The sequence below is a fragment of the Akkermansiaceae bacterium genome (assembly GCA_024233115.1).
In the GTDB taxonomy this organism is placed as follows: Bacteria; Verrucomicrobiota; Verrucomicrobiia; order Verrucomicrobiales; family Akkermansiaceae; genus Oceaniferula.
Window position 1 is genome coordinate 322,957 of sequence record JACKQB010000003.1, and the last position, 25,481, is coordinate 348,437.

Genomic DNA, 25,481 nt, shown 5'->3' on the forward strand with positions numbered 1-25,481 from the left:
ATCCGCATATTTTGCTCGTCTCGTCACTCTGTCATCCGCTTGTGAAAAGTTTCACAAAGTGCTTGCTTCCAAGGCTGTTTTGGCCCTCATTTCGCGTGGCTATTACTCATGAATCCGATGGAATACCAGGCACCCGACACCGCAGCAAAAACACAGGCTGGGCTCGACTCTGACTATCAGGCAGAAACCGATGACCTGCTCGGTGAAAAGATGGTTCTCAACATGGGTCCATCACACCCCGCGACCCATGGTGTATTGCGCCTGGTGCTCGAACTCGACGGCGAGATTGTCACCAAGTGCGACCCGGATATCGGCTACCTGCATCGCGGCGATGAGAAGATCGCGGAGAACATGCACTACAACCAGTTCGTGCCCTACACGGACCGGCTCGACTACCTCGCGCCCCTGGCCAACAACGTCGCCTACGCCTGTGCGGTCGAAAAACTGATGGGCTGGGAGCTGCCTCCACGAGGTCAGGCTGTGCGTGTCATCTGCTGTGAGCTGGCACGCATCTCCTCCCACATGCTCGGGGTCGGTGTCTGTGCCATGGATGTTGGCGCCATGACTGTTTTCCTATACTCCTATACGGAGAGGGAGAAGACCCACAACCTGTGTGAACAGCTGACAGGTGCCCGCTTTACCACATCCTACACCCGCGTCGGTGGCCAGATCCGCGACATCCCCGAGGGTTTTCTGGAAAACCTCCTCAGGTTTTGTGACGAATGTGAAAAAGCGATCGAAGAAATCTCCAAGCTGCTCGACCGCAACAAGATTTACCTGATCCGCATGGTTGACATAGGCACCATTTCCGCCGAAGACGCCATATCATGGGGCATGACCGGCCCGAACCTGCGAGGTTCAGGCATTACCCGCGACCTCCGCAAGGACAACCCCTACCTCGGCTACGAGAATTACGATTTCGATGTCCCCATCGGGGAAAACGGCGATTCCTACGACCGCTACCTCGTTCGTATGGAGGAAATGCGACAGTCGATCCGCATTATCCGCCAGGTCGTTGCCACCCTGCCCGATGGGCCGGTCAACATCGCGGATTCTAAAAACCTGCTGCCAGCCAAGGACAAGGTGCTCACCAGCATGGAGGAGCTTATCCACCACTTTATCGTCGCCACCCAGGGGATCGAAGCCCCCGCTGGCGAGGTCTACTTCGGTCATGAAAACCCGAAAGGCGAACTCGGTTTCTACATCAATTCCAGAGGCGGCGGAGTCCCCCACCGCATGAAGATCCGCTCGCCGTCGTTTGTCAACCTCTCCATCCTGCCCAAAATGATTCCCGGCCACATGGTGTCAGATGTTCCCGCCATCCTCGGCTCTCTCGACTTCGTTTTGGGCGAATGTGATCGCTAGGTTCCCAGTTCACATCATCCCAAGAAAAATTCTGAAAAATCCTGTTAATTCTGTCTAAAACATGGACACCTCCACTACTTTCCCAACCTTCGCTGTCACTCCCGAGATCGATGCGGAGGCCAATGAACGCATCAGCCACTATCCCGAGGATAGAAAACGCTCTGCCGTCCTGCCCCTGCTGCACATCATCCAGCACAACTTCGGATTTATCAGCCTGGAGGCCACCAAGTGGGTGGCCGAGAAACTCGGGCTCGAGCCGATGCAGGTTTACGAAGTCGTTTCCTTCTACCCCGGCCTGCGCGAACACGCACCTGGCAAGTACCACCTGCGCATCTGCCGCACGCTTTCCTGCGCCATGGCCGGCTCGGCCGAGCTGATGGACCGCGTCTGCGAACTGACAGGCATCGACCGGTCAAACTCCGACTCCCACCACAACCCGATCGCCGTCTCCCCCTGCGGAACATGGTCCGTGGAATTCGCCGAGTGCCTTGCCTCCTGCGGTACCGGCCCCGTTTGCATGGTCAACGACGACTTCCATGAAGCCGTGGAGCCGGAAAAAGCCGAACAACTTCTCAACCGCTATAAGGCGTAATCATAGGATCTATACCACCCATACGACCTATCATGTCCTCCATCCAATATCTCCCCGGCAAAGAGCCAGACCCGCGCGAATACCGCCTGATTTTCAAGAACATCGACCGCGAGGGCTGGGATCCGTCGATCGACTGCTATCTCAGGGACGGCGGCTACGAGCAACTGAAAAAGGCACTGACGATGGAGCCTCAGGCGATCACCAACGAAGTGAAGGCGTCAGGACTGCGGGGTCGGGGGGGGGCTGGATTCCCGACAGGTGTCAAATGGGGGTTCATCCCACCTAACAACACCAAGCCGGTATACCTGATCTGCAACTGTGACGAGTCCGAGCCGGGCACGTTCAAGGATCGCTACATCGTCCACCAGGACCCGCACCAGCTGCTTGAGGGCATGGTGATCTCCTGCTTCGCCGTCGGTGCCCACACCGCCTACATCTATATGCGCGAGGAGTTCCCCGCAGCCGCCATCCTCATGGAAAAAGCCATCGAGGAGGCACGCGCCAGGAATTTCATCGGCAAGGATGTGCTGGGCTCCGGCTTTGACCTGGAAATCTACGTCCACCGTGGTGCCGGCGCCTACATCTGCGGCGAGGAAACCGGCCTGATCGAGTCGCTCGAAGGCAAACGCCCTTACCCACGGATCAAGCCCCCGTATTTCCCGGCGGCACTCGGCCTCTACATGGCACCGACCATCGTCAACAACGTCGAGTCGCTCTGCCACGTCAAACACATCATCGGGATGGGTGGTGAGGAATACGCCAAGCTCGGCGTCCCCCGCAACACCGGCACCCGCATCCTCTGTGTTTCCGGCGATGTCAAAAAACCCGGTTACTACGAAGTGCAGGTCGGAAAAATCACCATGGGCGAGCTGCTCAACGACGTTTGTGGCGGCCCCAAGGACGGCCGTAAATTCAAAGCCGTCATCCCCGGTGGCTCATCCGCCAAGATCATGAAGTGTGATGAGACTTACAAAATCAAAACCCCGGACGGTAAAGACCGCGAACTCTCGTTCTACGACATCCCGATGGACTTCGATACCATCGCCGCCTGTGGCTCGATGGCCGGCTCCGGCGGGGTCATCGTCATGGACGACTCCCGCAAAATCTCCTGGGTGCTCAATAACCTGAACCATTTCTACGCCCACGAATCCTGCGGCCAATGCACACCATGCCGCGAGGGCTCGATGTGGATGCGCAAGATTTCCGATCGCATCGTCAGCGGCCAGGCGACCCCCGAGGACATCCAGACCCTCGAAGACGTCGCCTACCAGATCGATGGACGCACCGTCTGCGCCTTCGGCGAAGCCTCCTCCTGGCCGGTCGAGGCGATCATCGCCAAATTCCGCGACGAGCTCGAGGCAGAGACTTCCGAGGACAATGACTACCTCTCTGAGGAGGCCAAGCAGCAGCTTCAATATATCAGCCAATAATAAGTCCTATAGGACCTATATGACCTATGAGTGAATCAAACACAAAACAACTTCCCAAGGACATCGCCGCTGAAAAAGGCATGGTCAATGTCCAGATCGATGGACACTGGATTCAGGTGCCACGCGGTACGCGGATGATCGAGGCCTGTAAGATGGCCGAGAAGGAAGTCCCCCACTACTGCTATCACCCGAAGCTATCCTCACCCGGCAACTGCCGTATGTGCCTGGTTCAGATGGGTATGCCGCCGCGCCCGGCCCCGGGACAAGCTCCTGTCTACGGCAGCGATGGCTACCAGGAAATCGGCTGGATGCCACGCCCTGTCATCGCCTGCGCCAACACCGTTGGCGAGAACATGGGTATCCGCACCAAGGGTGCCCTGGTGGAAAAATGCCGCGAGGGTGTGATGGAATTTCTCCTCATCAACCACCCGCTCGACTGCCCGATCTGCGACCAGGCGGGTGAATGCCGACTCCAGGAGTTTTCCGTCGAACACGGCAAAGGCACCTCACGCTTCAAGGAAGACAAGATCAAGAAGCCGAAGAATGTCAAAATCGGACCACGTATCCGGCTCGATGACGAGCGATGCATCATGTGCTCGCGCTGTATCCGCTTTATGGACGAAGTGGCCCATGAGCCCGTGTTAGGCTTCACTGAACGAGGCACCCACACCACCGTGGGAATCTTCCCGGGCAAGGAACTCACCAACAACTACGGACTCAACACCGTGGACCTCTGCCCAGTCGGGGCCCTGACCAGCAACGATTTTCGTTTCCAGATGCGCACATGGTTCCTCAAGGAAACCCCGAGCATCGATACCAACTGCGGCACCGGCGCCAACATCACCATCTGGACGCGCGGCAACAAGATCTTCCGCATCACCCCGCGTCGGAACGATGCCGTGAATTCCTGTTGGATGCCCGACAGCCATCGTCTCAGCTACATCTGCCCGACCGCTGAAAACCGACTCACCGCACCACTCATCAAGGCCGATGGCGTGCATGAGGAGACCTGCTGGAACCAGTCGATCAGTGCAGCCGCCGATGCGTTAAAACAATTTGAACCAAGTGAGATTGCCGTGATTGCCTCCGGCCGACAGACCAACGAGGAACTCTTCATGATGCGCACCCTCGCCACCGAGCTGGGAACCGATCTGATCAGCATTGTCGCGCATACCCAGGAGTCCGATGACATGCTTATTTCATCCGACCGCAATCCTAACACCACAGGTGCCGGACTCATCCTTGAAACCAGTGATCCCACTGAAAAATTTTCCGCTATTCGTGACGGCATCACCGGTGGCTCCATCAAGGCACTGATCGTCGCCTCCGAAGACCTCACGGAATCCGGCTTCACCACTGAAGACCTCGATGCCCTCGAGCTTCTTATTTCCATCCATACGACAACTAACGCAACGGCTCAAGCCAGCGACATCGTCTTCCCCGGTGCCAGCTCCGCTGAAAAACGGGGCAGCCTGGTCAACGTCAGCGGTCGGATGCAGAAGCTCCACGCAGCCTGCCAACCACCTGCCGATGCGCGTGACGACTGGGAAATCATCACCGACATGATCCTCTCGATCACCGGGGAAAGCCCTGACCAGGCCCCTGGCAGCATTGATCAACTCTCGCAGGTCATTGCCACCAGCATCCCCGCCTTTGAAGGCAAAACCCTCGCCTCGCTCAGTGACCAGGGTGAAGTCATCACCGCAACAGGCGTCACCATCCCCTTGGTTGAACGCGAGAACCAACGCAAAGCGCATGGCGAGATAGTCGGCTAGAGCCGACAGTTGTTAGTTATCTGTTATTAGTTATTAGGAAACCATGGAAAATCTTAAAACATTCGAAGAGTTAAAGTGCTGGCAAGCATGTCGGGTGCTTCGTTTATTTGTGAAAGACGAAATCGTTCCGCTTTTTCCAAAAGATGAAAAATTCCGCCTCATTGATCAAATAACTCGCGCTGCGCGCTCAACAACGGCCAACATTGCAGAGGGCTATGGCCGATTTCATTACCTCGATAATGCCAAATTCTGCTGTAACGCACGAGGCTCTTGCTGGGAAACTCTCGATCACCTCATTACAGCGCATGACGAAAATTACATCGATAGCACACAGCTTCAGTCAGGCCGCGACAAAGTCAGCGAAGCTGTCAAAATTCTAAACGGATACATTTCCTACCTCAAAAAATCGTCCCAAAAATCATAAATCTCGGTTTCTGTTTCCTAATAACCCACAACAGATAACTGATAACTCCACCCCATGGACCCTCTCCTCTTTCTCATTATCAGCACAGCGGTGAAGATCATCGTCTTCACCTTCGTCTGCACGCTGCCCATCATTGCTTACTCGACCTATGCCGAGCGCCGTGTGTCCTCGATCATCCAGGATCGCGTCGGACCTAACAGGGTCGGCATTCCCCTCACCTTGTTTGGGTGCAAAAAGGATATCCATTTCGCTGGACTGCTTCAGCCTCTGGCGGATGGATTAAAGGCCTTCCTCAAGGAGGATCTTGTCCCGGGCCATGTGCGCAAGTTCTTTTTCTGGATCGCACCGGCACTCGCTGCGGCACCCGGATTCCTCTGTATCTGCATCCTCCCGTTTGGCAGCAGTATCCATTTGTTTGGCCACGATATCAAACTCGTTATCGCTGATATCGATGCCGGGCCACTGTTCGTTTTCGCCATTGCCTCGCTCAGCGTCTACGGCATCACCATCGCCGGCTGGGCATCGAACAATAAATACTCATTCCTCGGTGGCGTGCGCTCCTGCGCCCAGATGATTTCCTACGAAATCGCACTCGGCCTCTCGCTGATCCCGATCCTGATGGTCTTCGGCCAGCTCAACCTCTCCGACATCGTACAGGCCCAGGCTGATGGCGGCTGGACACTGCTTCCGCTCTGGAATGAACACGGCAGCCTGCTCGACAAAGCCTACTGGGAAAACTCCGGTGAGCAGTGGCTGCTGATGATTCCTTTGTTGATCTCCTTTGTTATCTTCACCACCTCCATTTTTGCCGAAACCAATCGGATGCCTTTTGACCTTCCCGAGTGTGAGACGGAACTTGTGGGCGGTTACCACACGGAATATTCATCGATGAAGTTCGCCCTCTTTTTCCTCGGCGAGTATGCGGCCATGATCGTCGGCTCCGCCGTGATCGTCACCCTTTTCTTCGGTGGCTGGTCGTTAGGCTTCGGCCTCGATGCCGCCATCTCCAACATGGCCTTTGGCGGCCTTCTCCACATCCTGATCTTCCTCGCCAAGGTGATCGCCTTTGTCATTTTCTTTATCTGGGTGCGCTGGACCGTGCCCCGTTTCCGTTACGACCAGCTGATGAAGCTCGGCTGGGTTGTCTTTTTCGAACTCGCCCTCGTCAACATCTTCATCACCGCCGGCATCATCATGATGTTGAATTAAGTTATCGGTTATTTGTTATCAGACACCCCACACACATTATTCTTTCCACACACTTCAACCGCATACTCGGAATTCCTAATAACCTATAACGGATAACCGACAACTGATCCCCTCCCATGGCCACAATCAAAGTCACTCGTCCCAAGCTCACCCTGCTGGAGAAGCTCTATCTTCCGGCTGTCATCAAGGGTTTGTGGATCACTCTCGGGCACGCCATCCGTTCTGTACGCGGAAAAACACCCGGTGCTGACCAATTCAATTCATCCGGACTTGGTGTCACCATGCAGTATCCGGAAACGAAGTGGGACGACCACCTTCCCGAATATTACCGCGGCGTGCCGGCCCTGGTCACCGATGAACAGGAACGCGAGCGCTGTGTTTCCTGCCAGCTGTGCGAATTTATCTGCCCCCCCAAAGCGATTACCATTCTCCCCGGCGAAATCGAATCGGACGACCCCTGGGCGAAGGTTGAAAAGCGGCCCAAGGAATTCGAGATTGATATGACCCGCTGCATCTACTGTGGCATGTGCGAGGAAGTTTGCCCCGAACAAGCGATATTCCTCCGCCAGGATTACGCCATGACCGGACTCACCCGCGCCGACATGGTGAACGACAAAAAACGCCTTTATGAAATCGGCGGTGTCCGCACCGGTCTGGTCAACAAGTGGAACGAGATCAAGTGACCTTAAACTCCAAGTTCCAAACTCCAAATACCAAGCAAGAAATTCTGTTAATTTTGTAAATCCTGTCTAACAAATGATCTCACCACTCTTTTACATCTTTGCCGCGATGATGCTGGTTGGCGGCACCATGGTTGTGTTCATGCGCAATCCTGTTTCCAGTGCCCTCTCGATGGTACTGAGTTTTCTTGGGCTCGCCGGTATTCTGATCGGTCTGAATGCCTACTTCGTCGGCATCCTCCAGATCCTGGTTTATGCGGGTGCCATTATGGTGTTGTTTATTTTCATCATCATGCTCCTCGACCTGAAAAAAGAGGAAAGCCACCCACGCAAGGGCGTTGCGATCGCGGCCGGTGTGATCCTGCCGTTGGTGCTTGTGATCCAGCTTGCCGGTGTTTTATCCAGCGACCAGGACTCTCCCAAGGCACCAAAACTCGAACTCAGAAAAGCGTCCGCCGACTTTGTTGAAAAGGATCACAAAACCATCCATCAACGCCTCGCCGACAACCGGCTTCCCGACATTCACCTGATTGGACAAAAGCTGTTTACCGATTATAACTTCCCGCTTCAGGTTATCGCCGTGCTGTTACTTGTCGCCACGGTCGGCTGCGTTGCGCTTTCAAAAAAGGCAACGGTTGCCGCGACCAAACTTTCGACCAACAAACGCATCCCCACGGTTAGTGCAGCCCCCCAAGCCAGGCCAGAACCCACACCCGTCGTTGAGCCAGAGCCAGTAAACGACGAGGCTCTCCCGGCAAACACCTCGACCGATGAAAAGCGTGGTTTGGTCTACACCTCCAAGCCTGATGAAGCAGACGACCTCAAAGTCATCTCAGGCGTCGGATCCGTGCTTGAATCCAAGCTCAATGATTTCGGTATCTACACCTACAAACAAATCGCCGACTGGTCGGAGGCCAATATCGAGGAGTTTGACAATTTACTTTCATTCAAAGGCCGCATCACCCGCGATGACTGGCTCACCCAAGCCGCTGAACTTCACGCCAAGAAAAACGCCTAACATTTTTCATCATGCCTACTCCTTCCCTCAATGAATACCTGATGATATCGGGATTGCTATTCGCCATTGGTTTGGCGGGTGTGATCATCCGGCGCAACATCATCGTTATCTTTATGTGTCTGGAATTAATGCTGGCCGCCGCTTCGCTGTCGCTGGTTGCCTTTTCCCGGTTCAACCTCACCAAGGGGCTACCCGACTACGATGGCCAGGTGTTTGTATTTTTCATCATCACCGTGGCCGCCGCTGAAGTGGCGGTGGGTCTTGCGATCATCGTCTCCCTCTTCAGGGCAAGGCAGACCATCCACACGGATGAGCTGACCTCGCTGAAAGGCTGAAGTTTCAAGATTCAAGTTTTCAGTTTCAAGCATCACAATTATGGCATTTCACTCATTCGAAGATTTAGAAGTCTGGAAACGGGCATGTCGCCTCTCACTAAAAATATTTAAGCATATGAAAACCTCCAATAATTTTGCACTAAAGGATCAGATGACTCGATCTGCCATTTCCGTGCCTTCCAACATTGCAGAAGGTCAGGAAAGAGACAGTCCTGGTGATTTTGTACGCTTTTTGAGAATAGCTAAAGGATCTTGTGGAGAGCTACGAACCCAACTGTATTTAGCTCAACAATCACATGAATTAACCCAAGAAATCAGCAAACCACTCATTCAAGAAACAAAGGAAATTTCAAGTATGCTCCAAGGCCTCATCCGCTCAATCCAAGCTGCTTGAAACTGAAAACTGAACACTTTAAACTTTAAAATGGAAAATCTTCCCTGGTTCTTACTTCTCCTGCCAATCGCGAGTGCTGCGATTATTCAGTTTGGGCTGAAACGTAGTGCGTTGGCGTCCTCTGCGCTGTCGACGCTCTCGGTGGTCGTGACCTTCGGCATTGCCTGCTCGTTACTTGGCTCTACGGCCGAGGCTGATCACTCGTGGATCAAAGCCGGAAGTTTTGAACTCGGAATCGGCTACAAGCTCGACCAGCTGGCAACCGGTATGATGATTGTGGTGACCGGCATTGGTATGCTGGTTCACATTTTCTCGCTTGGCTATATGAAGGATGACGAGGCGAAAGCGCGTTACTTTGGTGGCCTGTCGCTGTTTATGTTCTCCATGACCGGCATCGTAATGGCTTCGAACTTCATTATGATGTTTATCTTCTGGGAGTTGGTTGGTCTATCCTCCTACCTGCTCATCGGTCACTGGTATCAGAAGGACTCTGCGGCTGATGCGGCGAAAAAGGCGTTCCTGGCCAACCGGGTGGGTGACTTCGGCTTTATGATCGGCATCCTGATGCTCTGGGGGATCATGGGCACGGTGGTATTTGCCGATATGGACGGAAGCAAGTTCTCACCGTTCTACACCTGCCTGACAGGAACCATTATCCTTCTCGTTTTCTGTGGTGCCATCGGCAAATCCGCCCAGCTTCCGCTGCACGTCTGGCTGCCTGATGCGATGGAAGGTCCGACTCCTGTTTCCGCACTGATCCACGCCGCCACCATGGTCGCGGCGGGTGTCTACATGATGGCACGGCTGTTTTTCTCATTGGACATCACGCCGGAAAACGCCGGATTCATCGGGTTTGCTCCACAGGTCATTGCCTGGGTGGGCGGCATCACCGCCCTGCTGGCGGCACTCATGGCGACGCAGCAGAACGACATCAAGAAAATCCTCGCCTATTCCACCCTTTCCCAGCTCGGATACATGGTGATGGCTGTCGGCCTGATCGCCCCGGAAGCCGGAATGTTCCATCTGTTTACCCACGCATGGTTCAAGGCCCTGCTTTTCCTTGGCTCCGGCGCTGTGATCTATGCCTGCCACCATGAACAGGACATCTGGAAAATGGGTGGACTGCTCAAGAAAATGCCGGTCACTGCGATCTCCTTCCTGGTCGGAACCGCTGCCTTGACCGCTGTCCCGTTTACTTCCGGTTTCTATTCCAAGGAAGGTATTCTCCACGCAGCGGAACATGCACACAACCAGCCCTTGTTCTGGCTGGCTGTCGCCGTCGCCGCACTCACTACATTCTACATGCTGCGATTGTTCTTTGTCGCATTCCTCGGAAAATCACGCGACCACGGAGCTGAGAAAGCGAAGGAGGTGCCGGTTGTCATGTGGCTGCCTCTGGCTGCTTTGGGTGCCATGGCCATTGTTGCACCATGGATTTCCTCAGCCATCCTGCCGATTGCCAGTGGCTGGGATCTGAACCTGCATTTCATGCCTCCGATGGGCACAGCATTCTACGCTTCCATAGGGGCTTTTGTTCTGGGTGCCATTGCCGCCTTTGTTCTTTATTTTGGCAAGGACAAAGACCCGCTCAACATCCCCCTGTTCCGCAACAAGTTCTACCTCGACGAAATCTATGCGTGGCTGATCAAGATTTTCCAGGACGCCTTTGCAGCCATCGTGCATTTCTTTGATGAGTTTCTTATCAATGGTATGATCGTTGGCGGCCTTTCACGGTCCGCCACTGGCATTGGTAATGTGTTCCGCCGTTATGCCCAGTCCGGTAGCCTCAGTGGCTATGCCTTCCTGATGGCTGTGGGTGTGTTGCTTGTCATCTACTTCACCGTTTTCGCCTCCTAAGCCCTCTCATTTTCCCAACGTCAATTTCTAACATCCATGGATCTACTACTACTTCCCGCATTGATCTTGATCCCGCTTGTAGCAGGCGTGGCCATCTTGCTGGGTGCACCGGCGCAACGCACAGCCTTGGCTGCGGCAGTGCTCAATGTGGCCGCCAGCCTCTATCCTCTGATCACGTATTGGAAAACGCAGTGTGATTGCTGGGATTGGGGATTCCAGGTGCTCAGCAATCCGGAAATCAACCTCCGACTCGGTTTTGCATCGGGTGCCAGCGCAGTGATGCTCGCCCTGTCTGTGATTGTGACACTAGCCGCTGTGCACTCTGGCAAATGCCCTGAGGGCAGGGAAAGGCTCTGGTATTCCAGTTCCCTCTTCATCGCAGCGGGAGCCATCGGTGCCTTCCTCTCGTCCGATGTCTTTTTCTTCTACGCCTTCCACGAACTGGCGCTGATCCCGACATTCCTGATGATCGGTATCCTTGGGCGGGGCGACCGCAAGGCTACGGCATGGAAAATCACCATCTACCTTGCGTTTGGATCGATTGTCTTGCTCGCCGGCCTCATCCTGGCCGTCACCCAGATGCCGTCGTGGTCGATTGCCGACCTCACCGCCGCCCCCAGGCATCAGAATGAAATCGCCCTGCTCCTGATCATCGGTTTTGGAACCCTGGTTTCCCTGTTCCCCTTCCACAGCTGGGCGGCTTCTGCTTATGCGAGCGCCCCTGCTCCCGTCGCGATGTTACACGCGGGTGTGCTGAAAAAGTTCGGACTGTATGGCTTGTTAGTGATCGGGATGAAAGTAGCCCCCGACGGCATGCTGCACTGGCTGCCATGGATCTGTGTCCTCCTCCTCGGAAACATCATCTGGGTCGGACTGGTGACGATCAACCAGAAACGCCTTGACCTGATGTTGGGTAACTCCTCCGTGATGCACATGGGGTATATTTTCCTCGCCGTTGCAGCTCTTTCGGCCAACCCGGAAAACAGCATCGCCGAACCCGCCGCCGTGCTGCTGATGTTTGCGCACGGAATTTCCATCGCCCTGCTGTTCTCACTGGCCTCGGTGATCGAAAGAAAAACCGGCACACTCGAAATCTCCCAGCTCGGCGGACTGGCCAAAACGGCTCCTGCACTCGCGTTTGTGTTCGGACTCGCCGGCATGGCATCGATCGGCCTGCCCGGCCTCGCCAACTTCGCGGGTGAAATCATGGTGTTCTTTGCTGGCTTTGCCGATTGGAAACCTGCCGACGGCCTGGGCTGGGTGCAGGTCACCACCATCATCGCGCTTTGGGGGGTGGTGCTGGGCGCTGTTTACATGCTACGCGCCTACCGAAACACCTTCCAAGGCCCCCTGGTCAAAGCAACCGAAAGTGCCAGCGACATCGGCCTTTCTGAGAAAATCCCCACCTATTTCCTCGCCGCTACTTTGTTAGTGGTGGGCGTTTATCCTCATATCATTCTTCAATTTCTATAGCCCCTGAACAAGTCCTATAGGACCTATTTTCCCCATGCAACCGCACATCATCGAATTCATCACCGTTGGCTTTGGTCTCGTCCTACTCATGTTCGAGGCGTTTTCCAACGGAAACAAATCACGTATCGGACTGATCGCGGCCGGAGGTCTGGCAGTGATTCTAGCTATGCTGTTCTGCCCGGCACCCGAGGGATACGCCGTCCCAGGATGGATGGAGCGTTTTTACGGCGACAGTGCTGTCGCCCGGTTCTACAAAATCATCGCCGTGGTCAGCACTATCCTGGTGTTGTTGATGGCGGTGGATTTCCACAAGGTTCTATCCAAGTTCACCACGGGTGACGACACCGGCTCTGGAACTGGAGAATTTTACTGCCTCCCCGTATTTGCCTGCGCGGGTCTGATGTGGATGGCATCGGCCAGGGACCTGGTTTCAATCTTTGTCGCCCTCGAGCTGGTGACGATCACCTTCTACGTAATGGTCGCCTACATGCGCCGCAACGTGGGCTCGGTGGAAGCTGGTGTTAAGTATCTCATCCTTGGAGCACTCTCCACGGGTTTTCTCGTGTATGGAATCGCATGGATCTATGGATCGTTGGGCACGACTGATGTCTCACTTTTCACCAGCGTTCTAGCAGAAGGAAAATTCAACCACACTTATTTGCTGTTTGGAATCGCACTCATCCTCATTGCGCTTGGATTCAAGGTGGGTGCCGTCCCGATGCAGCTCTGGATACCAGATGTCTACCAAGGCGCCCCTACCCCGGTTACCGCCTACCTTTCCGTCGCTTCAAAAGCCGCGGGATTCCTCGTATTGATGACTATCATTGAACCCTTCCTGGCCGCCGATGCCACAAGTTCATCGGTGACTCTTATTCTTTTGGTGATGACCGGAGCTACGTTGGTCTATGGCAACCTGTCTGCGATTTCCCAGAGTAACTTCAAACGACTTCTCGCCTACTCATCCATCGCCCATGCAGGCTTCCTGCTCATGGGCGTGGCCTCCGTAGGTTTTACCGCAGTGAGTTTCTACCTGGGCACCTACCTGCTGATGACATTCGCCGCATTCTACGTGCTTGCGTTGATCCGTGCTGAGGAGGAAAGCGACGAAATTGATGCCTTTGACGGACTCGGAACAAGGAACCCGGTTCTTGCGATTGCCTTGACGATTGCCATGGCCGCTCTGGCAGGCGTCCCTCTTACTGCCGGGTTCTGGGGTAAGTTCCTTATTTTCAAATCAGCCATCACAGCCGAAGTCAGCTGGTGGTTGATCGGCATCGCCTTTGTCAGTGTGGCCGCGGGGTTCTACTACTACTTAAAAGTGGTCAAGGCGATGTATTGGAATGCGCCACGGAATGAGAAGGCGATAGCTGTTCCGACGATCACCATGGTGGTTCTTGCCGCGCTGACCATTGCGATTGTCTTTCTGGGTGTTTACCCGCAGCCGATTCTTGACCTGCTACGGTAGGACAGCTTTGTAAGCTGTCGGCTACCCTTGCTGCTCATCCTGCCGACAAGTTACAAACTTGTCCTACTTTTTGAATGCTGTAGACTGGGGGCATGATTAACGTCGTTCTGCTCTCTCTCGTTACCGGACTAGTCGTCGGTATTCTTTTTACAGCCCTCAAACTCCCGGTCCCGGCACCGAATGCCTTGGCAGGGGTGATGGGCATAGTGGGCATCTACCTTGGTTCTGAAATCTGGTCCTACATTCATAAACTTTTCTCTTAACGATGCTCCCCCAGGAAATCATCCGAAGAAAACGTGATGGGCTTACACTGACCGACCGGGAAGTTCAGTTTTTCTCGAATGGGATAGCCGACGGCTCGATCAGCGAAGGGCAGATTGCCGCCTTTGCCATGGCTGTCTTTTTCCAGGGCATGTCCCCCGGAGAAGCCGCAGCCCTCACCCTGGCAATGCGTGACACGGGTGACGTGCTTGTTTGGGAAAACGAAAACCTCCCCGGTCCGATTATTGATAAACATTCAACCGGTGGCGTTGGCGACGGGGTTTCGCTCATGCTCGGCCCCCTGCTCGCGGCATGCGGCGGCTATGTCCCGATGATTTCGGGTCGGGGGCTTGGACACACCGGAGGAACGCTCGACAAGCTGGATTCGATTCCGGGATACAACTCCACGCCGGATACCGCTCTGTTTAAAAAAACCGTGCGGGAATGTGGTGTCGCGATCATCGGCCAAACCGGAGATCTCGCGCCCGCCGACAAGCGGTTTTATGCCACCCGCGACATCACCGCCACCGTGGAGTCAATCCCGCTGATCACCGCGTCTATTCTCTCAAAAAAATTCGCCGCAGGTCTCGATTGCCTGGTCATGGATGTCAAAACCGGCTCCGGTGCCTTTATGCCTACCCACGACGACTCGGTGGCACTGGCACGGAGCATCGTCGATATTGGCAATGCGGCGGGGGTGAAAACCAGCGCCCTGATCACCGACATGAACCAGCCACTCGGCTCGACGGCGGGTAATGCGGTCGAGGTGCGCGAGGCGATCGATTTCCTCACCCACGAAAAACAAAACCCTCGCCTGCTGCAAGTGGTGTTCGCCCTCTGCACCGAACTCCTCATGCTCGGCGAACTCGCCGACAACCCGGCGGATGCGCACGCCATGTTAGAATGCGAACTGGCAAGCGGCAGGGCGGCGGAACGGTTGGGCAACATGGTGCATTCCCTGGGTGGACCAAGTGACCTGATAGAGCACCCGGACAAGTATCTCGCCAAGGCCAGCGTGGTGAAAGCCGTGCAGTCCGCCGAAACCGGCTACGTCTCCGCCATCGACACCCGGGCCCTGGGCATGGCGGTGGTCGAGCTAGGTGGAGGACGTAAGCGAACGGAAGACGACATCGACCCGGCTGTCGGATTGACCGACTTCATCACAGTGGGTGAAACAACGGACCGACCGCTGGCGACGATCCACGCCCGCAGTGAGGCCGACTGGGAACAGGCGGCGGAAAAAATAAAAGCCGCGGTCACCGTGTCGGACCACGCCCCGGACGCACTGCCCGTGATTTACCAAACCATTTCCCCTGAGTGAGTAACCCGCCCTGGAGTGCGGCGAGCAATCGCCGCTTTCAGCACAGGGCACATCGACATCAAACCCGTGCCCGCCCATCGACAAGATACCGCAGAACAACCGCAAGGGCTTATCCAAAGCGGTGATTGCTCACCGCACACCACGGCCCGCGTCATCTGGCTTGTCCTCGATTCCCTCGGTATCGGGTCGGCTGCCGATGCGGAAAAGTTTGGCGACGCCGGCGCGGACACCCTGGGCCACATCGCGCGGCATTTCTCTCAACAAGGCGAAGCGCTGCACTTACCCAACATGGCGTCCCTCGGCCTGCTTCACGCCTACCGCACGAGCACCGGGGTCTTTCCCGATAGCATGACCGCTCCGGACTCCTTGTTAGGAAGCCACGCCTGCGCCAGGGAAATTTCATCGGGCAAGGATACTCCGAGCGGCCACTGGGAAATGGCGGGTGTCCCCGCACTCTGGGACTGGGGGTATTTCCACGACCATGAGAACTCTTTTCCCCAGAAAATACTCGATCAGATTGTCAGCCGATCCGGCATCCCCGGATACCTCGGCAACTGCCACGCCTCCGGCACGGAAATCATCGCCCGGCTCGGCGGGGAACACATGCGCACCGGCAAACCGATCCTCTACACCTCCGCCGACAGCGTCTTCCAGATCGCCTGCCACGAGGAAAGCTTTGGACTGAAAAACCTCTATCAACTTTGCAAAATCTGCCGTGAGATCCTGGAACCGCTGAACATCGGCAGGGTGATTGCGCGGCCATTCACCGGCAGCTCCGCGGAAAACTTCCAGCGCACCGGCAACCGCCACGATTACGCCTTGGAGCCCCCCAGCCCGACCGTGCTGCAGAAACTGGTCGATGCCGGCGGCACGGTGATCGGCGTGGGGAAAATCGGCGACATCTTCGCCCACACCGGCATGAGCGAGGAGATCCGCGCATCCGGCCACGAGGCGCTATGGAAAGAAACCATGTCGGCGATGGATCGGGCTCCGGAAAAAAGCATCGTCATGACCAACTTCGTCGATTTCGACGCCGTTTACGGCCACCGCCGCGACCCCCAGGGCTACGGCGAAGCACTGGAAGAATTTGATCGCCAACTGCCTCTGTTATTTGAAAAAATGAATGTCCACGACTTACTCATCCTCACCGCTGACCACGGCAACGACCCCACCTGGAAAGGCACCGACCACACCCGCGAGCACGTCCCGATTTTACTCTATCAGAAAAACACACACCCCGCAGATCTAGGCCTCCGCAACACCTTCGCCGACATCGCCCAAACCATCGCCCGAATTTTCCAGCTCTCCCCCTTCAACCATGGAGAGCAATTGATTGACGAGTGACGAGTGACGAGTGACGAGTGATGATTGTTGATTGTTGATTGTTGATTGTTGATTGTTGAAATTAGAAGTTACAAGAATGATGAAACAAAAAAAACCACAGGATCTGGAGGATCGACTGATCGATTTTTCCATACGCGTTATCAAGGTTATAGAATCACTACCTAATTCAAAAGCTGGAAATCACATCTCGGGACAGCTACTCAGGTCAGGAACCTCGCCTGCACCCAATTACGGTGAAGCCCAAAGCGCGGAATCACGGAAAGATTTCATCCATAAAATGAAGATTTCCCTCAAGGAGCTTCGTGAATCATTGATCTGGCTCAAGATCATTGAAAGGAAACCATTGTGCAATCCGAGCAAACTAACAAAAATCATGCAAGAGTGCGACGAACTCATCTCCATCTTCGTCACCAGCGTCAAAACCGCCGAGCATGGCAAGTCCTGAACTTCAAAAATCATCACTCATCACTCGCCAATCATCAATCCAACTCCGCCCATGACTCCCCACATCCATGCCCAGCCCGGCGACTTCGCCGCCACCTGCCTGCTTCCCGGCGACCCCCTGCGGGCGCAGTACATTGCCGAAACCTTTCTCACCAATGTCAGGCAGGTGAACACGGTGCGCAACATGCTCGGCTTCACCGGCAGCTTCCAGGGCACGCCGGTCTCCGTCATGGGCAGCGGCATGGGTATCCCGTCGATTTCCATCTACGCCAAGGAGTTGATCACTGAGTACGGCGTAAAAAACCTGATTCGCGTGGGAAGCTGCGGTGCTGTTAGTCCTGATGTCAAAGTGCGCGATGTACTTATCGGCATGGGGGCAAGCACGGATTCGGCGGTGAATCGTCAGCGGTTTCAAGGCCACGACTACGCAGCCATCGCCAGCTATCCGCTGCTGAAAGCCCTTAATGACGCGGCAGCGGAACTGGGTATCCCCGTGACCAACGGCAATATGTTTTCAGCCGACCTTTTTTACTCACCGAACCCCTCGATGTTCGATACGATGGAAAAGATGAATATTCTCGGTATTGAGATGGAGGCAGCGGGCTTGTATGGCATCGCGACCGAATACGGTGCGCATGCAGCGGCCATCTGCACGGTGTCCGACCATATCCGCACGGGAGAAGCCACAACCGCCGCCGAACGACAGTCGAGTTTCGAGGAAATGATGCACATCGCCCTTGAAGCCACCAAGTTGATCCACGCCAACCCAACGATCGCCTGATGACAGCCGGGGAGTTAGCCAAAATAGCCGCCGAAGCACGCGCTTCGGCGTATGCACCGTATTCGAAATTTGATGTCGGAGCTGCCCTACTGGCTGAAAATGGTGCCATCTTCACCGGCTGCAACGTGGAAAACGCATCCTACGGCCTGACCATCTGTGCTGAGCGCGCGGCTGTCTTCAAAGCAGTTTCCGAGGGTGTCAGAACCTTTTCCGCCATCGCCATCGCGGTGCCCGGTGCCGCCAGCCCCTGTGGGGCATGCCGACAGGTTCTCAACGAGTTCAATCCTGCCATGAAGGTCTATCTGGCGGATGAAAACGGCATCCTGTCACGACAGACCACGCTCGATGTCTTGCTTCCGGATGCGTTCGGCCCGGAAAACCTTGATTAAGACGACAATTCCCTTTCCCCGGGGGCAAATTTCGCCTATTTCCCGTGCAGCGAATTTTTCTTATTCATGCGCGTATTTCTCATACTGTTCCGCAAGGAATTCAAAAACTACTTCCTCACCCCTTTTGGCTGGGTGGTTCTAGGCCTTGTCTTGCTGATGCAGGGGATGTCCATGACTTCAGCGATGGAGAAAATGAAGGATGCCCCGCTGAGTGAGAACTTCCTCATGGTTTCCTTCAGCGCCCCGAACTTCTGGTTTTATTTCCTCTTTATTTTTCCATTACTGACGATGCGCCTGTTTGCAGAGGAGGAAAAAACAGGCACATTGGAGACCTTGATGACCGCACCGGTCACCAGTGCCCAGGTCGTGCTTTCCAAGTATCTGGCCGCGTTTTCCTTTTATGCGATCCTGTGGCTTCCCATCCTGCTGCATCTCAAGATTTTCACCATGATCACCGGCAACCCGCCCCCCTACGAAGCGGGTCATGTCATCGGCACTTACGCCATCCTGTTATTGATGGGCAGCTTCTTCCTTGCGATCGGCTGTCTCGCCTCAACGCTGAGTTCCAGTCAAATCGTCGCGGGAATCATTACCATCGCGATCCTGGTGATGCTCTTTTTCATGGGCTTTGTCCCCTACTACACGGGTGAAGGATTCCAGGCTGTGGGCCTGTTTCACTACGTCTCCATCCAGGAACACCTCGCTCAGTTCGCCCGTGGGATGATCGACACCCGGCCCATCGTCTACTATTTGAGCATGGCTGCATTCTTCCTTTTCCTCACACACCTCACCCTGGATTTCCGCCGGTGGAAATCCTGACCACCTTATCTATTTCACCTGTCCCTCATGTCGGATTCCCCATCAACTACTCCAGCCACACGTCCCGTCCGGCGTGTCGGAAGAAGTATCAACGTCATTACCCAGCTGGTCCTGTTTATCATTGTGATCGTTGCTGCCAATTACCTCAGCTGCGCCAAACATGAGCGTTATGACCTGACTGACCGACAGGATTTCACCCTTTCAGACCTGAGCACCAAGTATCTTGAAAGTGATGCTGTCCAGAAAAGGGAAGTGCCCCTACACGTCATCGCGGTGATCAAACGCAGCTCCGCCCACTATACCCGGATTTACAACCTGCTGGATGAATACAAACGGCTTGGTGGCGAGGCAGTGAATCTGGAATTTGTCGACCCCCTTCGCCAGACCGACCGCACCCTGGAGCTTGAAAACACCTTCGGACAGAAATACACCGAGGACATGATCATTGTGGACGGACGTGATGAGCCGCAGGGTGACCCCAAGGCCGGGAAGAGCGAGGATTCAAAATCACCGCCAGCTGCTGCCACCCCGACGACGCCCGATGCAAAGGCTGATAATCCCGCGACCTCGGAAAAACAAGAACTCTCGGCCCACGTCCGCACCGTCCGGGTCTCAGATTTGTTTTTGCAAGACGACCGGCGTAACATCGTTGCCTGGCGGGACGAGGATATGATTACATCGACCTTTATTGGTGCGATCGAAGGAAAGCCACGGAGAATTTATTTTGCCGCCGACAAAATCAATCTCGAAGCCACCGATGGCGATCCTGCATGGCAGGTGCTCTTTGAGATGCTTTGGCAACAGAACATCCTGCTCACCCCACTGAGACTCTCAGAAACCGAGAGCATCCCGGAGGATGCAGAAGGCTTTGCCCTCGTGGCGCCGCAATACGACCTCAACGACCGCGAAATCAAAACCCTGTCGAACTACTGGGATAGAAAACAATCTTCAATCTTCATCACACTCGACCCCAAGGTGGCAACCAACAACCTACGTATATTCCTGCGCAGCAATGGTGTCACACCGCGCAACGACCGGATCATGTCGATTAAAAACGGTCAGTCGCTCTCGAATGTGCAGTCCGTTTTTTCGCGTGGTTCCGAAATCAACACCGACCTTGGTGGCAAATCCACCATTTTTGACGGCTCCACGTGTAGTCTAGAGGTGGATGAAAACAATGACCAGTTGCTCAACAAGCGTATCCAGCCGATCGCCCTGGTTGAAGCGAGTGACGGCTGGTGGGGAGAAACCCGCTTCGAGGAAAACAACCCTCAGTTCAACCAGGAGGAGGACACCGCCGCCCCTCTTTACCTTGCCGCAGCCGTCCTGAAAGGCCAAGCGACGTCGGACGACACAGCCGACCTTGTCTCCAGGATGGTGGTCATTGGGAATACCGATTTCCTAGCCAACAAGAAAACCCGCCCCGAGCAATCCGACTTCGTCAAATCCTGTGTGAACTGGCTGGTAGGGCGGGAAGACCTCATTGGAATCGGCCCCAAAAAACTTCACCGTCACAAGATCACCATTCTCGACGCGCATAATACCTTTATCAGTCGGATCGTTCTCATCTTCCTGCCAGCAGCGGCCCTGCTGATGTCTCTGATCGTCTGGAACATACGGAGGGCTTAACCAGCGGGCTGGCAACATTAAGTTTTAATCTCCAAATACCAAGCAGCTGAAATTCCAACCATCAAACTCCAAACACCAACTAGCAAGAGAAGACTCCAATTGCTAGAATGGCTGGCGATTTGAATTTCAGCTCTTAAGATTTAGAAAAAACACATGCGTTATTCCTTTACCATATTTCTTGCGGCACTCGCTCTGATCCTGAGCGGTTTGTCCATGGTGTTCATGGGGAGTGAGTATCGCAATGCTATTTTCGGCATCCCCCCCCTCGCGCCTGGTGAAAAGCTGTTTCAAGTCGAGGAGCTCGACAAGGCTACCCAGATCACCCTCACCAATAGTGACGGTGATGAATCAACATTCAAAGTGGATGGCCACTATTGGAAAGCGGTCCGTCCTTGGGAAGACCGGGCCGATCCCATTTTCATCAAGTTCCTCATTCAGTTCACAGCACGCCTTGAGGTCAAGGAAGTGATTCCGCGGGAGGATCTCGAACTCAAGGATTTCGGTTTGCGTGACGGCCATGTTCGCGTCACCATGCGCGACAACAAAGGAAAAGTGATATGCGATTACCTGATTGGCCGCCCCACAGCATGGAGTATCCCCAGCGAAGACGGAAAGACCAGCCAGCCCACTCTTTTTATTCGCTTGGCTGATAAAAAACGTAACGACAACATCTACGTATGTGGCGAGGACTCCGCCAACAGTGTGCACACCTTGTTTCTCAACAAGTTTGCACGCTTCAGGGACCATCACCCATTTCATTTCAGCCCCAAGTATCTGGATAAGATCCGCGTTCAGAATGACGATGGCGAGGTGGTCGTATCGCGTAAAGATCTCGCATCCGCCTGGAAAATCACCAAGCCACTCGAGCTCCGGATCGACCCCACTGCGCTGACCACCCTGTTTAAAGACCTGGCCAAACTAACAGCACTCAAAGTCGAAGACCGCGCGAGTGTCACCCTTCCGACTGGCGAGAACAACACCACACAGGCACGCGAAATAGCCATTCATTTTGCCGGGGAACAAGATGAAACTGTTTTGCGCATCTATCCTCCGGCCAAAGAGGGCGATACCTACGCTCTGGCGACTGTCAGCGACCGACCCGATGCCGTTTTCCAGCTCCCGCTCACCGCAGCCACAGTGATACCCGGGGCAACATCCTTAAGCCAGCTCCAGACAGGTGTAAACGATCTGCGCTCGAAAACCATGACCCACCTCAATGGACCGCAGTTGAAGACGATTATCCTGCGACCGGGCGGAAGAATGCCGATCATGCTACAGCGCACCAAGCAAACCACTTGGCGGGTGTTGCGTATGAAAGGATGGGAAGAGGCTAACCAGGACGCTGTGATCGACCTGATGACTGCGGTTACCCGTGATAAAGTACAAAAATTCGTCACCGATGCGGCCACTGACCTCAAGCCTTATGGCCTCGACACCCCATTCCTCCAGATTGGTTTCACCAGCTTTAACAATGCCCGCATGTTTATATCGTTCGGTCGGGACAAGGCAACCGACAACATCTATGCCCACATCATCGGTCGACCTAACATTTGGCAGATAAGCAATGAAACCCTGATGAAGATCGCCCTCAACTCGTGGCAATGGCGCACCGCTCACGTCTGGCATGTGCCGAGAATGGATGTCGAAAAAATCAGTATCCGCAGAAAAGGCGCACCCGTCGTGGAGCTGGGTTATGATCACTTCGCCGCCAAATGGACAGCTTTGCGTGACCAGGTGGAGTCCACGGCGGAGCTCAACCCAAACCGTGCCAACAAACTCCTTGGCCACCTCGGGTCGATCAAAACCAAAAAATGGATTGGCCCAATGCATCCGCAGGCCATGAAGGCGTTGGAACAGCCGGATACAATCATCAGCGTCACCATACGCCGGGTAAACGACCAGGGGCAAGACCTGCTCCCCATTATCAAAACGTTGAGAATCACCCACACGCCGGGTGGCTTGATTCACTTTGCTAAAATCGATACACTGCCAAGCGGTGCCGACAATGACGATGATACCAGCTATTTCCTACTCGATCCCCAAACGGTGAAAAACCTCCAGGTTGACCTCTTCGAGTAAGCCGAGCCCCTCCCCTCTATTCCATGTCCGATTTTGATCCCTATAAAATCCGTGCTGACTTTCCGATCCTCGATCAGAACATCAATGGCAAACCGTTGATCTATCTGGATAATGCCGCCACAAGCCAGACACCCCGGCAGGTTGTCGAGGCCAGCGCATACTACTATGGCAATACCAATGCCAACATCCATCGCGCTGCGCACAAACTTGCCCGAGAAGCCACCCAGGCTCACGAGAGTGCCAGAAAAACGGTTGCCGACCATCTTAACGCTACCCATGCACATGAGGTTATTTTTACCTCGGGGACAACCGACTCGATCAACCTCGTGGCAAACACGCTTTCCTTGTCGGGAAAAATCACACCGAGCGACAGTGTCATCATCTCAGGCTTGGAACACCACTCGAATATTGTCCCGTGGCAGATGCTGTGCCAGCGCACGGGTGCCCAGCTTAAAGTCATCCCGGTGCTTGACGACGGGACACTCGATATGGACGCCTATGACCAGCTATTGGACGAGCATGTGAAGCTCGTGGCGGTCAACCATGTATCCAACGCACTCGGGACGATCAATCCGATCGAACAGATCATCTCCAAAGCCAAGCACCACGGAGCACTGGTGCTCATCGACGGCGCCCAGGCCGCCCCGCATCTCACGGTGGATGTGCAAAGCCTGGGATGTGATTTTTACACCTTCTCGGGCCACAAGACCTACGGTCCTACAGGCATTGGAATTCTCTACGGGCGTGAGGAGATCATGAATGATCTGCCCCCATGGAGAGGAGGCGGTGAGATGATTAAGGAGGTTACTTTCGAACACACCACTTATAACGAACTGCCCTTTAAATTCGAAGCCGGCACGCCCGACATCGAGGGTGCTGTCGCTTTGGCCACAGCCATCGATTACATGAATACCCTTGGTATGGAAAACATCGCGGCACACGAGAATCAGCTCCAACAACGCGCGACTGATGCCTTGCAGGGAATAGAGGGCATCCGGTTTTTCGGAACAGCTGCACACAAAGCCGCTGTGGTTTCGTTTTTGCTCGATGGCGTGCATCATTATGACCTGGGGACCCTGCTCGACCAGATGGGTGTCGCCGTCCGGACGGGACACCACTGCTGCCAACCACTGATGGCTCGGTTCGGTATTACGGGCACAGTCCGCGCATCCTTCGCTGCATATAATACGGAACAAGAGGTCGATGGTTTCATAGCCGCCGTTAAAAAGGCGGCGATGATGTTAGGTTAAACCTATGCCCGCAAACTATCGTCTGGCCTTGGCCAGGCGTTTGACAAACCCCTCCATCTGTTCCTGTTTGGCTTCGAGCAGCTCAACCAGTTTAAACTGGGTCCTGGCACGGTCCAGATTATGATTTTCCCGATGCGTCTTGAAGTAGACGTCACCTTCCAAGTGGTCGGTCAGGAAACGGATACCAATCTCCAGGGAAATCAGCAATCCGGAGAATGCAAGATTATCAATTTCAGCGTCACACAAGCAGTCACAAGCGTCGAGGTACCCTTCTGCAAGGGCTTCAAACATGGGCATCCGCAGTTCTACTTTGGTCAGGTCTTGTTCATCTTCCGCCGCAGGACTGACCGCCGTGCGAACCAGGTCACCAAAATCATACAGTGACAAGCCCGGCATCACCGTATCGAGGTCGATCACACAAACCGCTTCGTCCGTATCCACATCGATCATCACGTTGTTGATCTTGGTATCGTTGTGTGTGATTCGCTCGGGGAGTATCCCGGCGTCACGTAAATCAATCAATTTGGAAACGATGCCTGCCCGCGCTTTGACAAAATCAACTTCCTTCTGCACGCCAGCAAGCCGCCCCATGGGATCAGCCTCAACGACTTGCATCAAGCGGGCAAAACGTTTGGGCGTGTTATGAAAATTCGGGATGGTTTCCTCGATATCCTCGACGGGGAAATCGCTCACCAGGTCCTGGAACGAGCCGAAAGCATGCGCCGCCTGATAGGCCTGGCGGGTGTTCTCCACGATCTCATAGGTCCGGCATCCTTCGATGAAGTTATAGCAACGCCAAATGCCCCCACCTGCACCAGTCGCGTAAAACCGACCACCTCGCGCCGGATAAAGATTGAGGGTCTGTCCGCCGATGTCACGTTTGACGCGCATCACCTTCCAGTTGATGTGGCGGGTTACCATTTCCACGTTACGCATCACTGCGTGCGGGTCTTTAAAGACATTCTCATTGATTCGCTGAAAGATATAGCGACTCAACCTGCCATCATGTTTTCTGAAGGTCGCCATATAGGTGGCGTTGATATGACCACTGTCGACCTCAGCTCCCTCGACAAATTCCCCTGCAATGGCGAATTCATCGGCAACTTCCTCAATCTGGTTTTCGTTCTCAATCATACTGAAAATTCCT

24 protein-coding genes are annotated in these 25,481 nt (G+C 54.6%); 23 read left to right on the plus strand and 1 reads right to left on the minus strand.

Going from position 1 to position 25,481, the window contains the following annotated elements; translation table 11 throughout:
• Positions 1 to 108 precede the first annotated feature (108 nt).
• The 23 genes from nuoD to H7A51_09425 all read left to right on the plus strand — a co-directional run bounded on the left by nuoD (position 109) and on the right by H7A51_09425 (position 24,334).
• Positions 109 to 1,365: an NADH dehydrogenase (quinone) subunit D gene (gene nuoD, locus H7A51_09315; GenBank protein MCP5536417.1), complete on the plus strand. Its 1,257-nt coding sequence runs from the start codon at positions 109 to 111 to the stop codon at positions 1,363 to 1,365.
• 61 nt (positions 1,366 to 1,426) lie between these two features.
• Entirely contained in the window at positions 1,427 to 1,957 is a 531-nt protein-coding gene (locus H7A51_09320; protein MCP5536418.1) for an NAD(P)H-dependent oxidoreductase subunit E, read from the plus strand.
• Positions 1,958 to 1,989: 32 nt separating this feature from the next.
• Positions 1,990 to 3,387 carry an NADH-quinone oxidoreductase subunit NuoF gene (gene nuoF, locus H7A51_09325; protein ID MCP5536419.1) on the plus strand — a complete coding sequence of 466 codons (1,398 nt, stop codon included), beginning with the start codon at positions 1,990 to 1,992 and terminating at the stop codon, positions 3,385 to 3,387.
• Between the two features lie 26 nt (positions 3,388 to 3,413).
• Positions 3,414 to 5,162, plus strand: coding sequence for a molybdopterin-dependent oxidoreductase (locus tag H7A51_09330; protein MCP5536420.1), 1,749 nt, complete (start codon positions 3,414 to 3,416; stop codon positions 5,160 to 5,162).
• 43 nt (positions 5,163 to 5,205) lie between these two features.
• Positions 5,206 to 5,586 (plus strand): four helix bundle protein, encoded by a 381-nt coding sequence (locus H7A51_09335; GenBank protein MCP5536421.1) that lies wholly within the window; start codon positions 5,206 to 5,208, stop codon positions 5,584 to 5,586.
• A 54-nt stretch (positions 5,587 to 5,640) separates the two neighbouring features.
• On the plus strand, positions 5,641 to 6,795 hold the full coding sequence (locus H7A51_09340; protein ID MCP5536422.1) for an NADH-quinone oxidoreductase subunit H: 1,155 nt from the start codon (positions 5,641 to 5,643) through the stop codon (positions 6,793 to 6,795).
• 116 nt (positions 6,796 to 6,911) lie between these two features.
• Positions 6,912 to 7,478, plus strand: a complete 567-nt coding sequence (locus H7A51_09345) for a 4Fe-4S binding protein (protein MCP5536423.1) — start codon at positions 6,912 to 6,914, stop codon at positions 7,476 to 7,478.
• Between the two features lie 73 nt (positions 7,479 to 7,551).
• Positions 7,552 to 8,493 carry an NADH-quinone oxidoreductase subunit J gene (locus H7A51_09350; GenBank protein ID MCP5536424.1) on the plus strand — a complete coding sequence of 314 codons (942 nt, stop codon included), beginning with the start codon at positions 7,552 to 7,554 and terminating at the stop codon, positions 8,491 to 8,493.
• Between the two features lie 11 nt (positions 8,494 to 8,504).
• Positions 8,505 to 8,828, plus strand: coding sequence for an NADH-quinone oxidoreductase subunit NuoK (gene nuoK, locus H7A51_09355; protein MCP5536425.1), 324 nt, complete (start codon positions 8,505 to 8,507; stop codon positions 8,826 to 8,828).
• 40 nt (positions 8,829 to 8,868) lie between these two features.
• A complete protein-coding gene (locus H7A51_09360) occupies positions 8,869 to 9,222 on the plus strand; it encodes a four helix bundle protein (protein ID MCP5536426.1) in 354 nt (117 codons plus the stop codon).
• A gap of 30 nt (positions 9,223 to 9,252) precedes the next feature.
• Positions 9,253 to 11,079, plus strand: a complete 1,827-nt coding sequence (nuoL, locus tag H7A51_09365; protein ID MCP5536427.1) for an NADH-quinone oxidoreductase subunit L — start codon at positions 9,253 to 9,255, stop codon at positions 11,077 to 11,079.
• Between the two features lie 36 nt (positions 11,080 to 11,115).
• On the plus strand, positions 11,116 to 12,552 hold the full coding sequence (locus tag H7A51_09370) for an NADH-quinone oxidoreductase subunit M (protein ID MCP5536428.1): 1,437 nt from the start codon (positions 11,116 to 11,118) through the stop codon (positions 12,550 to 12,552).
• Positions 12,553 to 12,586: 34 nt separating this feature from the next.
• Entirely contained in the window at positions 12,587 to 14,017 is a 1,431-nt protein-coding gene (locus tag H7A51_09375; GenBank protein ID MCP5536429.1) for an NADH-quinone oxidoreductase subunit N, read from the plus strand.
• Between the two features lie 95 nt (positions 14,018 to 14,112).
• Entirely contained in the window at positions 14,113 to 14,280 is a 168-nt protein-coding gene (locus tag H7A51_09380; protein MCP5536430.1) for a DUF1427 family protein, read from the plus strand.
• A gap of 2 nt (positions 14,281 to 14,282) precedes the next feature.
• Positions 14,283 to 15,599 carry a thymidine phosphorylase gene (gene deoA, locus H7A51_09385; protein MCP5536431.1) on the plus strand — a complete coding sequence of 439 codons (1,317 nt, stop codon included), beginning with the start codon at positions 14,283 to 14,285 and terminating at the stop codon, positions 15,597 to 15,599.
• A 153-nt stretch (positions 15,600 to 15,752) separates the two neighbouring features.
• Positions 15,753 to 16,943: a phosphopentomutase gene (locus H7A51_09390; protein MCP5536432.1), complete on the plus strand. Its 1,191-nt coding sequence runs from the start codon at positions 15,753 to 15,755 to the stop codon at positions 16,941 to 16,943.
• Positions 16,944 to 17,022: 79 nt separating this feature from the next.
• The gene (locus H7A51_09395; GenBank protein ID MCP5536433.1) at positions 17,023 to 17,388 is read left to right on the plus strand and encodes a four helix bundle protein; all 366 of its coding nucleotides are present in this window, start codon (positions 17,023 to 17,025) and stop codon (positions 17,386 to 17,388) included.
• Between the two features lie 51 nt (positions 17,389 to 17,439).
• Positions 17,440 to 18,168, plus strand: a complete 729-nt coding sequence (gene deoD / locus H7A51_09400) for a purine-nucleoside phosphorylase (GenBank protein MCP5536434.1) — start codon at positions 17,440 to 17,442, stop codon at positions 18,166 to 18,168.
• Positions 18,168 to 18,557 carry a cytidine deaminase gene (cdd, locus tag H7A51_09405; GenBank protein MCP5536435.1) on the plus strand — a complete coding sequence of 130 codons (390 nt, stop codon included), beginning with the start codon at positions 18,168 to 18,170 and terminating at the stop codon, positions 18,555 to 18,557. Before deoD ends, cdd begins: the two co-directional genes overlap by 1 nt.
• Before the next feature lie 66 nt (positions 18,558 to 18,623).
• Complete coding sequence (locus H7A51_09410) at positions 18,624 to 19,376, plus strand: ABC transporter permease subunit (protein MCP5536436.1); 753 nt, start codon at positions 18,624 to 18,626, stop codon at positions 19,374 to 19,376.
• A gap of 27 nt (positions 19,377 to 19,403) precedes the next feature.
• Complete coding sequence (locus H7A51_09415; GenBank protein MCP5536437.1) at positions 19,404 to 21,005, plus strand: Gldg family protein; 1,602 nt, start codon at positions 19,404 to 19,406, stop codon at positions 21,003 to 21,005.
• 153 nt (positions 21,006 to 21,158) lie between these two features.
• The gene (locus H7A51_09420; protein ID MCP5536438.1) at positions 21,159 to 23,084 is read left to right on the plus strand and encodes a DUF4340 domain-containing protein; all 1,926 of its coding nucleotides are present in this window, start codon (positions 21,159 to 21,161) and stop codon (positions 23,082 to 23,084) included.
• A 23-nt stretch (positions 23,085 to 23,107) separates the two neighbouring features.
• Positions 23,108 to 24,334 (plus strand): cysteine desulfurase, encoded by a 1,227-nt coding sequence (locus tag H7A51_09425; protein MCP5536439.1) that lies wholly within the window; start codon positions 23,108 to 23,110, stop codon positions 24,332 to 24,334.
• A 15-nt stretch (positions 24,335 to 24,349) separates the two neighbouring features.
• Here the strand turns inward: H7A51_09425 and H7A51_09430 are convergent, their stop codons facing one another.
• Entirely contained in the window at positions 24,350 to 25,468 is a 1,119-nt protein-coding gene (locus H7A51_09430) for an aminoglycoside phosphotransferase family protein (GenBank protein MCP5536440.1), read from the minus strand.
• Positions 25,469 to 25,481 lie beyond the last annotated feature (13 nt).

What these genes read in the sequence shown, in the direction of transcription:
- nuoF (MCP5536419.1), top strand. Translation starts at nt 1,990, where the DNA reads ATGTCCTCCATCCAATATCTCCCCGGCAAAGAGCCAGACCCGCGCGAA.
- H7A51_09350 (MCP5536424.1), top strand. Translation starts at nt 7,552, where the DNA reads ATGATCTCACCACTCTTTTACATCTTTGCCGCGATGATGCTGGTTGGC.
- H7A51_09415 (MCP5536437.1), top strand. Translation starts at nt 19,404, where the DNA reads ATGTCGGATTCCCCATCAACTACTCCAGCCACACGTCCCGTCCGGCGT.
- H7A51_09370 (MCP5536428.1), top strand. Translation starts at nt 11,116, where the DNA reads ATGGATCTACTACTACTTCCCGCATTGATCTTGATCCCGCTTGTAGCA.
- nuoL (MCP5536427.1), top strand. Translation starts at nt 9,253, where the DNA reads ATGGAAAATCTTCCCTGGTTCTTACTTCTCCTGCCAATCGCGAGTGCT.
- deoD (MCP5536434.1), top strand. Translation starts at nt 17,440, where the DNA reads ATGACTCCCCACATCCATGCCCAGCCCGGCGACTTCGCCGCCACCTGC.
- H7A51_09335 (MCP5536421.1), top strand. Translation starts at nt 5,206, where the DNA reads ATGGAAAATCTTAAAACATTCGAAGAGTTAAAGTGCTGGCAAGCATGT.
- cdd (MCP5536435.1), top strand. Translation starts at nt 18,168, where the DNA reads ATGACAGCCGGGGAGTTAGCCAAAATAGCCGCCGAAGCACGCGCTTCG.
- H7A51_09320 (MCP5536418.1), top strand. Translation starts at nt 1,427, where the DNA reads ATGGACACCTCCACTACTTTCCCAACCTTCGCTGTCACTCCCGAGATC.
- deoA (MCP5536431.1), top strand. Translation starts at nt 14,283, where the DNA reads ATGCTCCCCCAGGAAATCATCCGAAGAAAACGTGATGGGCTTACACTG.
- H7A51_09425 (MCP5536439.1), top strand. Translation starts at nt 23,108, where the DNA reads ATGTCCGATTTTGATCCCTATAAAATCCGTGCTGACTTTCCGATCCTC.
- H7A51_09410 (MCP5536436.1), top strand. Translation starts at nt 18,624, where the DNA reads ATGCGCGTATTTCTCATACTGTTCCGCAAGGAATTCAAAAACTACTTC.
- H7A51_09375 (MCP5536429.1), top strand. Translation starts at nt 12,587, where the DNA reads ATGCAACCGCACATCATCGAATTCATCACCGTTGGCTTTGGTCTCGTC.
- H7A51_09420 (MCP5536438.1), top strand. Translation starts at nt 21,159, where the DNA reads ATGCGTTATTCCTTTACCATATTTCTTGCGGCACTCGCTCTGATCCTG.
- H7A51_09330 (MCP5536420.1), top strand. Translation starts at nt 3,414, where the DNA reads ATGAGTGAATCAAACACAAAACAACTTCCCAAGGACATCGCCGCTGAA.
- H7A51_09340 (MCP5536422.1), top strand. Translation starts at nt 5,641, where the DNA reads ATGGACCCTCTCCTCTTTCTCATTATCAGCACAGCGGTGAAGATCATC.
- H7A51_09395 (MCP5536433.1), top strand. Translation starts at nt 17,023, where the DNA reads ATGAAACAAAAAAAACCACAGGATCTGGAGGATCGACTGATCGATTTT.
- H7A51_09430 (MCP5536440.1), bottom strand. Translation starts at nt 25,468, where the DNA reads ATGATTGAGAACGAAAACCAGATTGAGGAAGTTGCCGATGAATTCGCC.
- nuoD (MCP5536417.1), top strand. Translation starts at nt 109, where the DNA reads ATGAATCCGATGGAATACCAGGCACCCGACACCGCAGCAAAAACACAG.
- H7A51_09360 (MCP5536426.1), top strand. Translation starts at nt 8,869, where the DNA reads ATGGCATTTCACTCATTCGAAGATTTAGAAGTCTGGAAACGGGCATGT.
- H7A51_09345 (MCP5536423.1), top strand. Translation starts at nt 6,912, where the DNA reads ATGGCCACAATCAAAGTCACTCGTCCCAAGCTCACCCTGCTGGAGAAG.
- nuoK (MCP5536425.1), top strand. Translation starts at nt 8,505, where the DNA reads ATGCCTACTCCTTCCCTCAATGAATACCTGATGATATCGGGATTGCTA.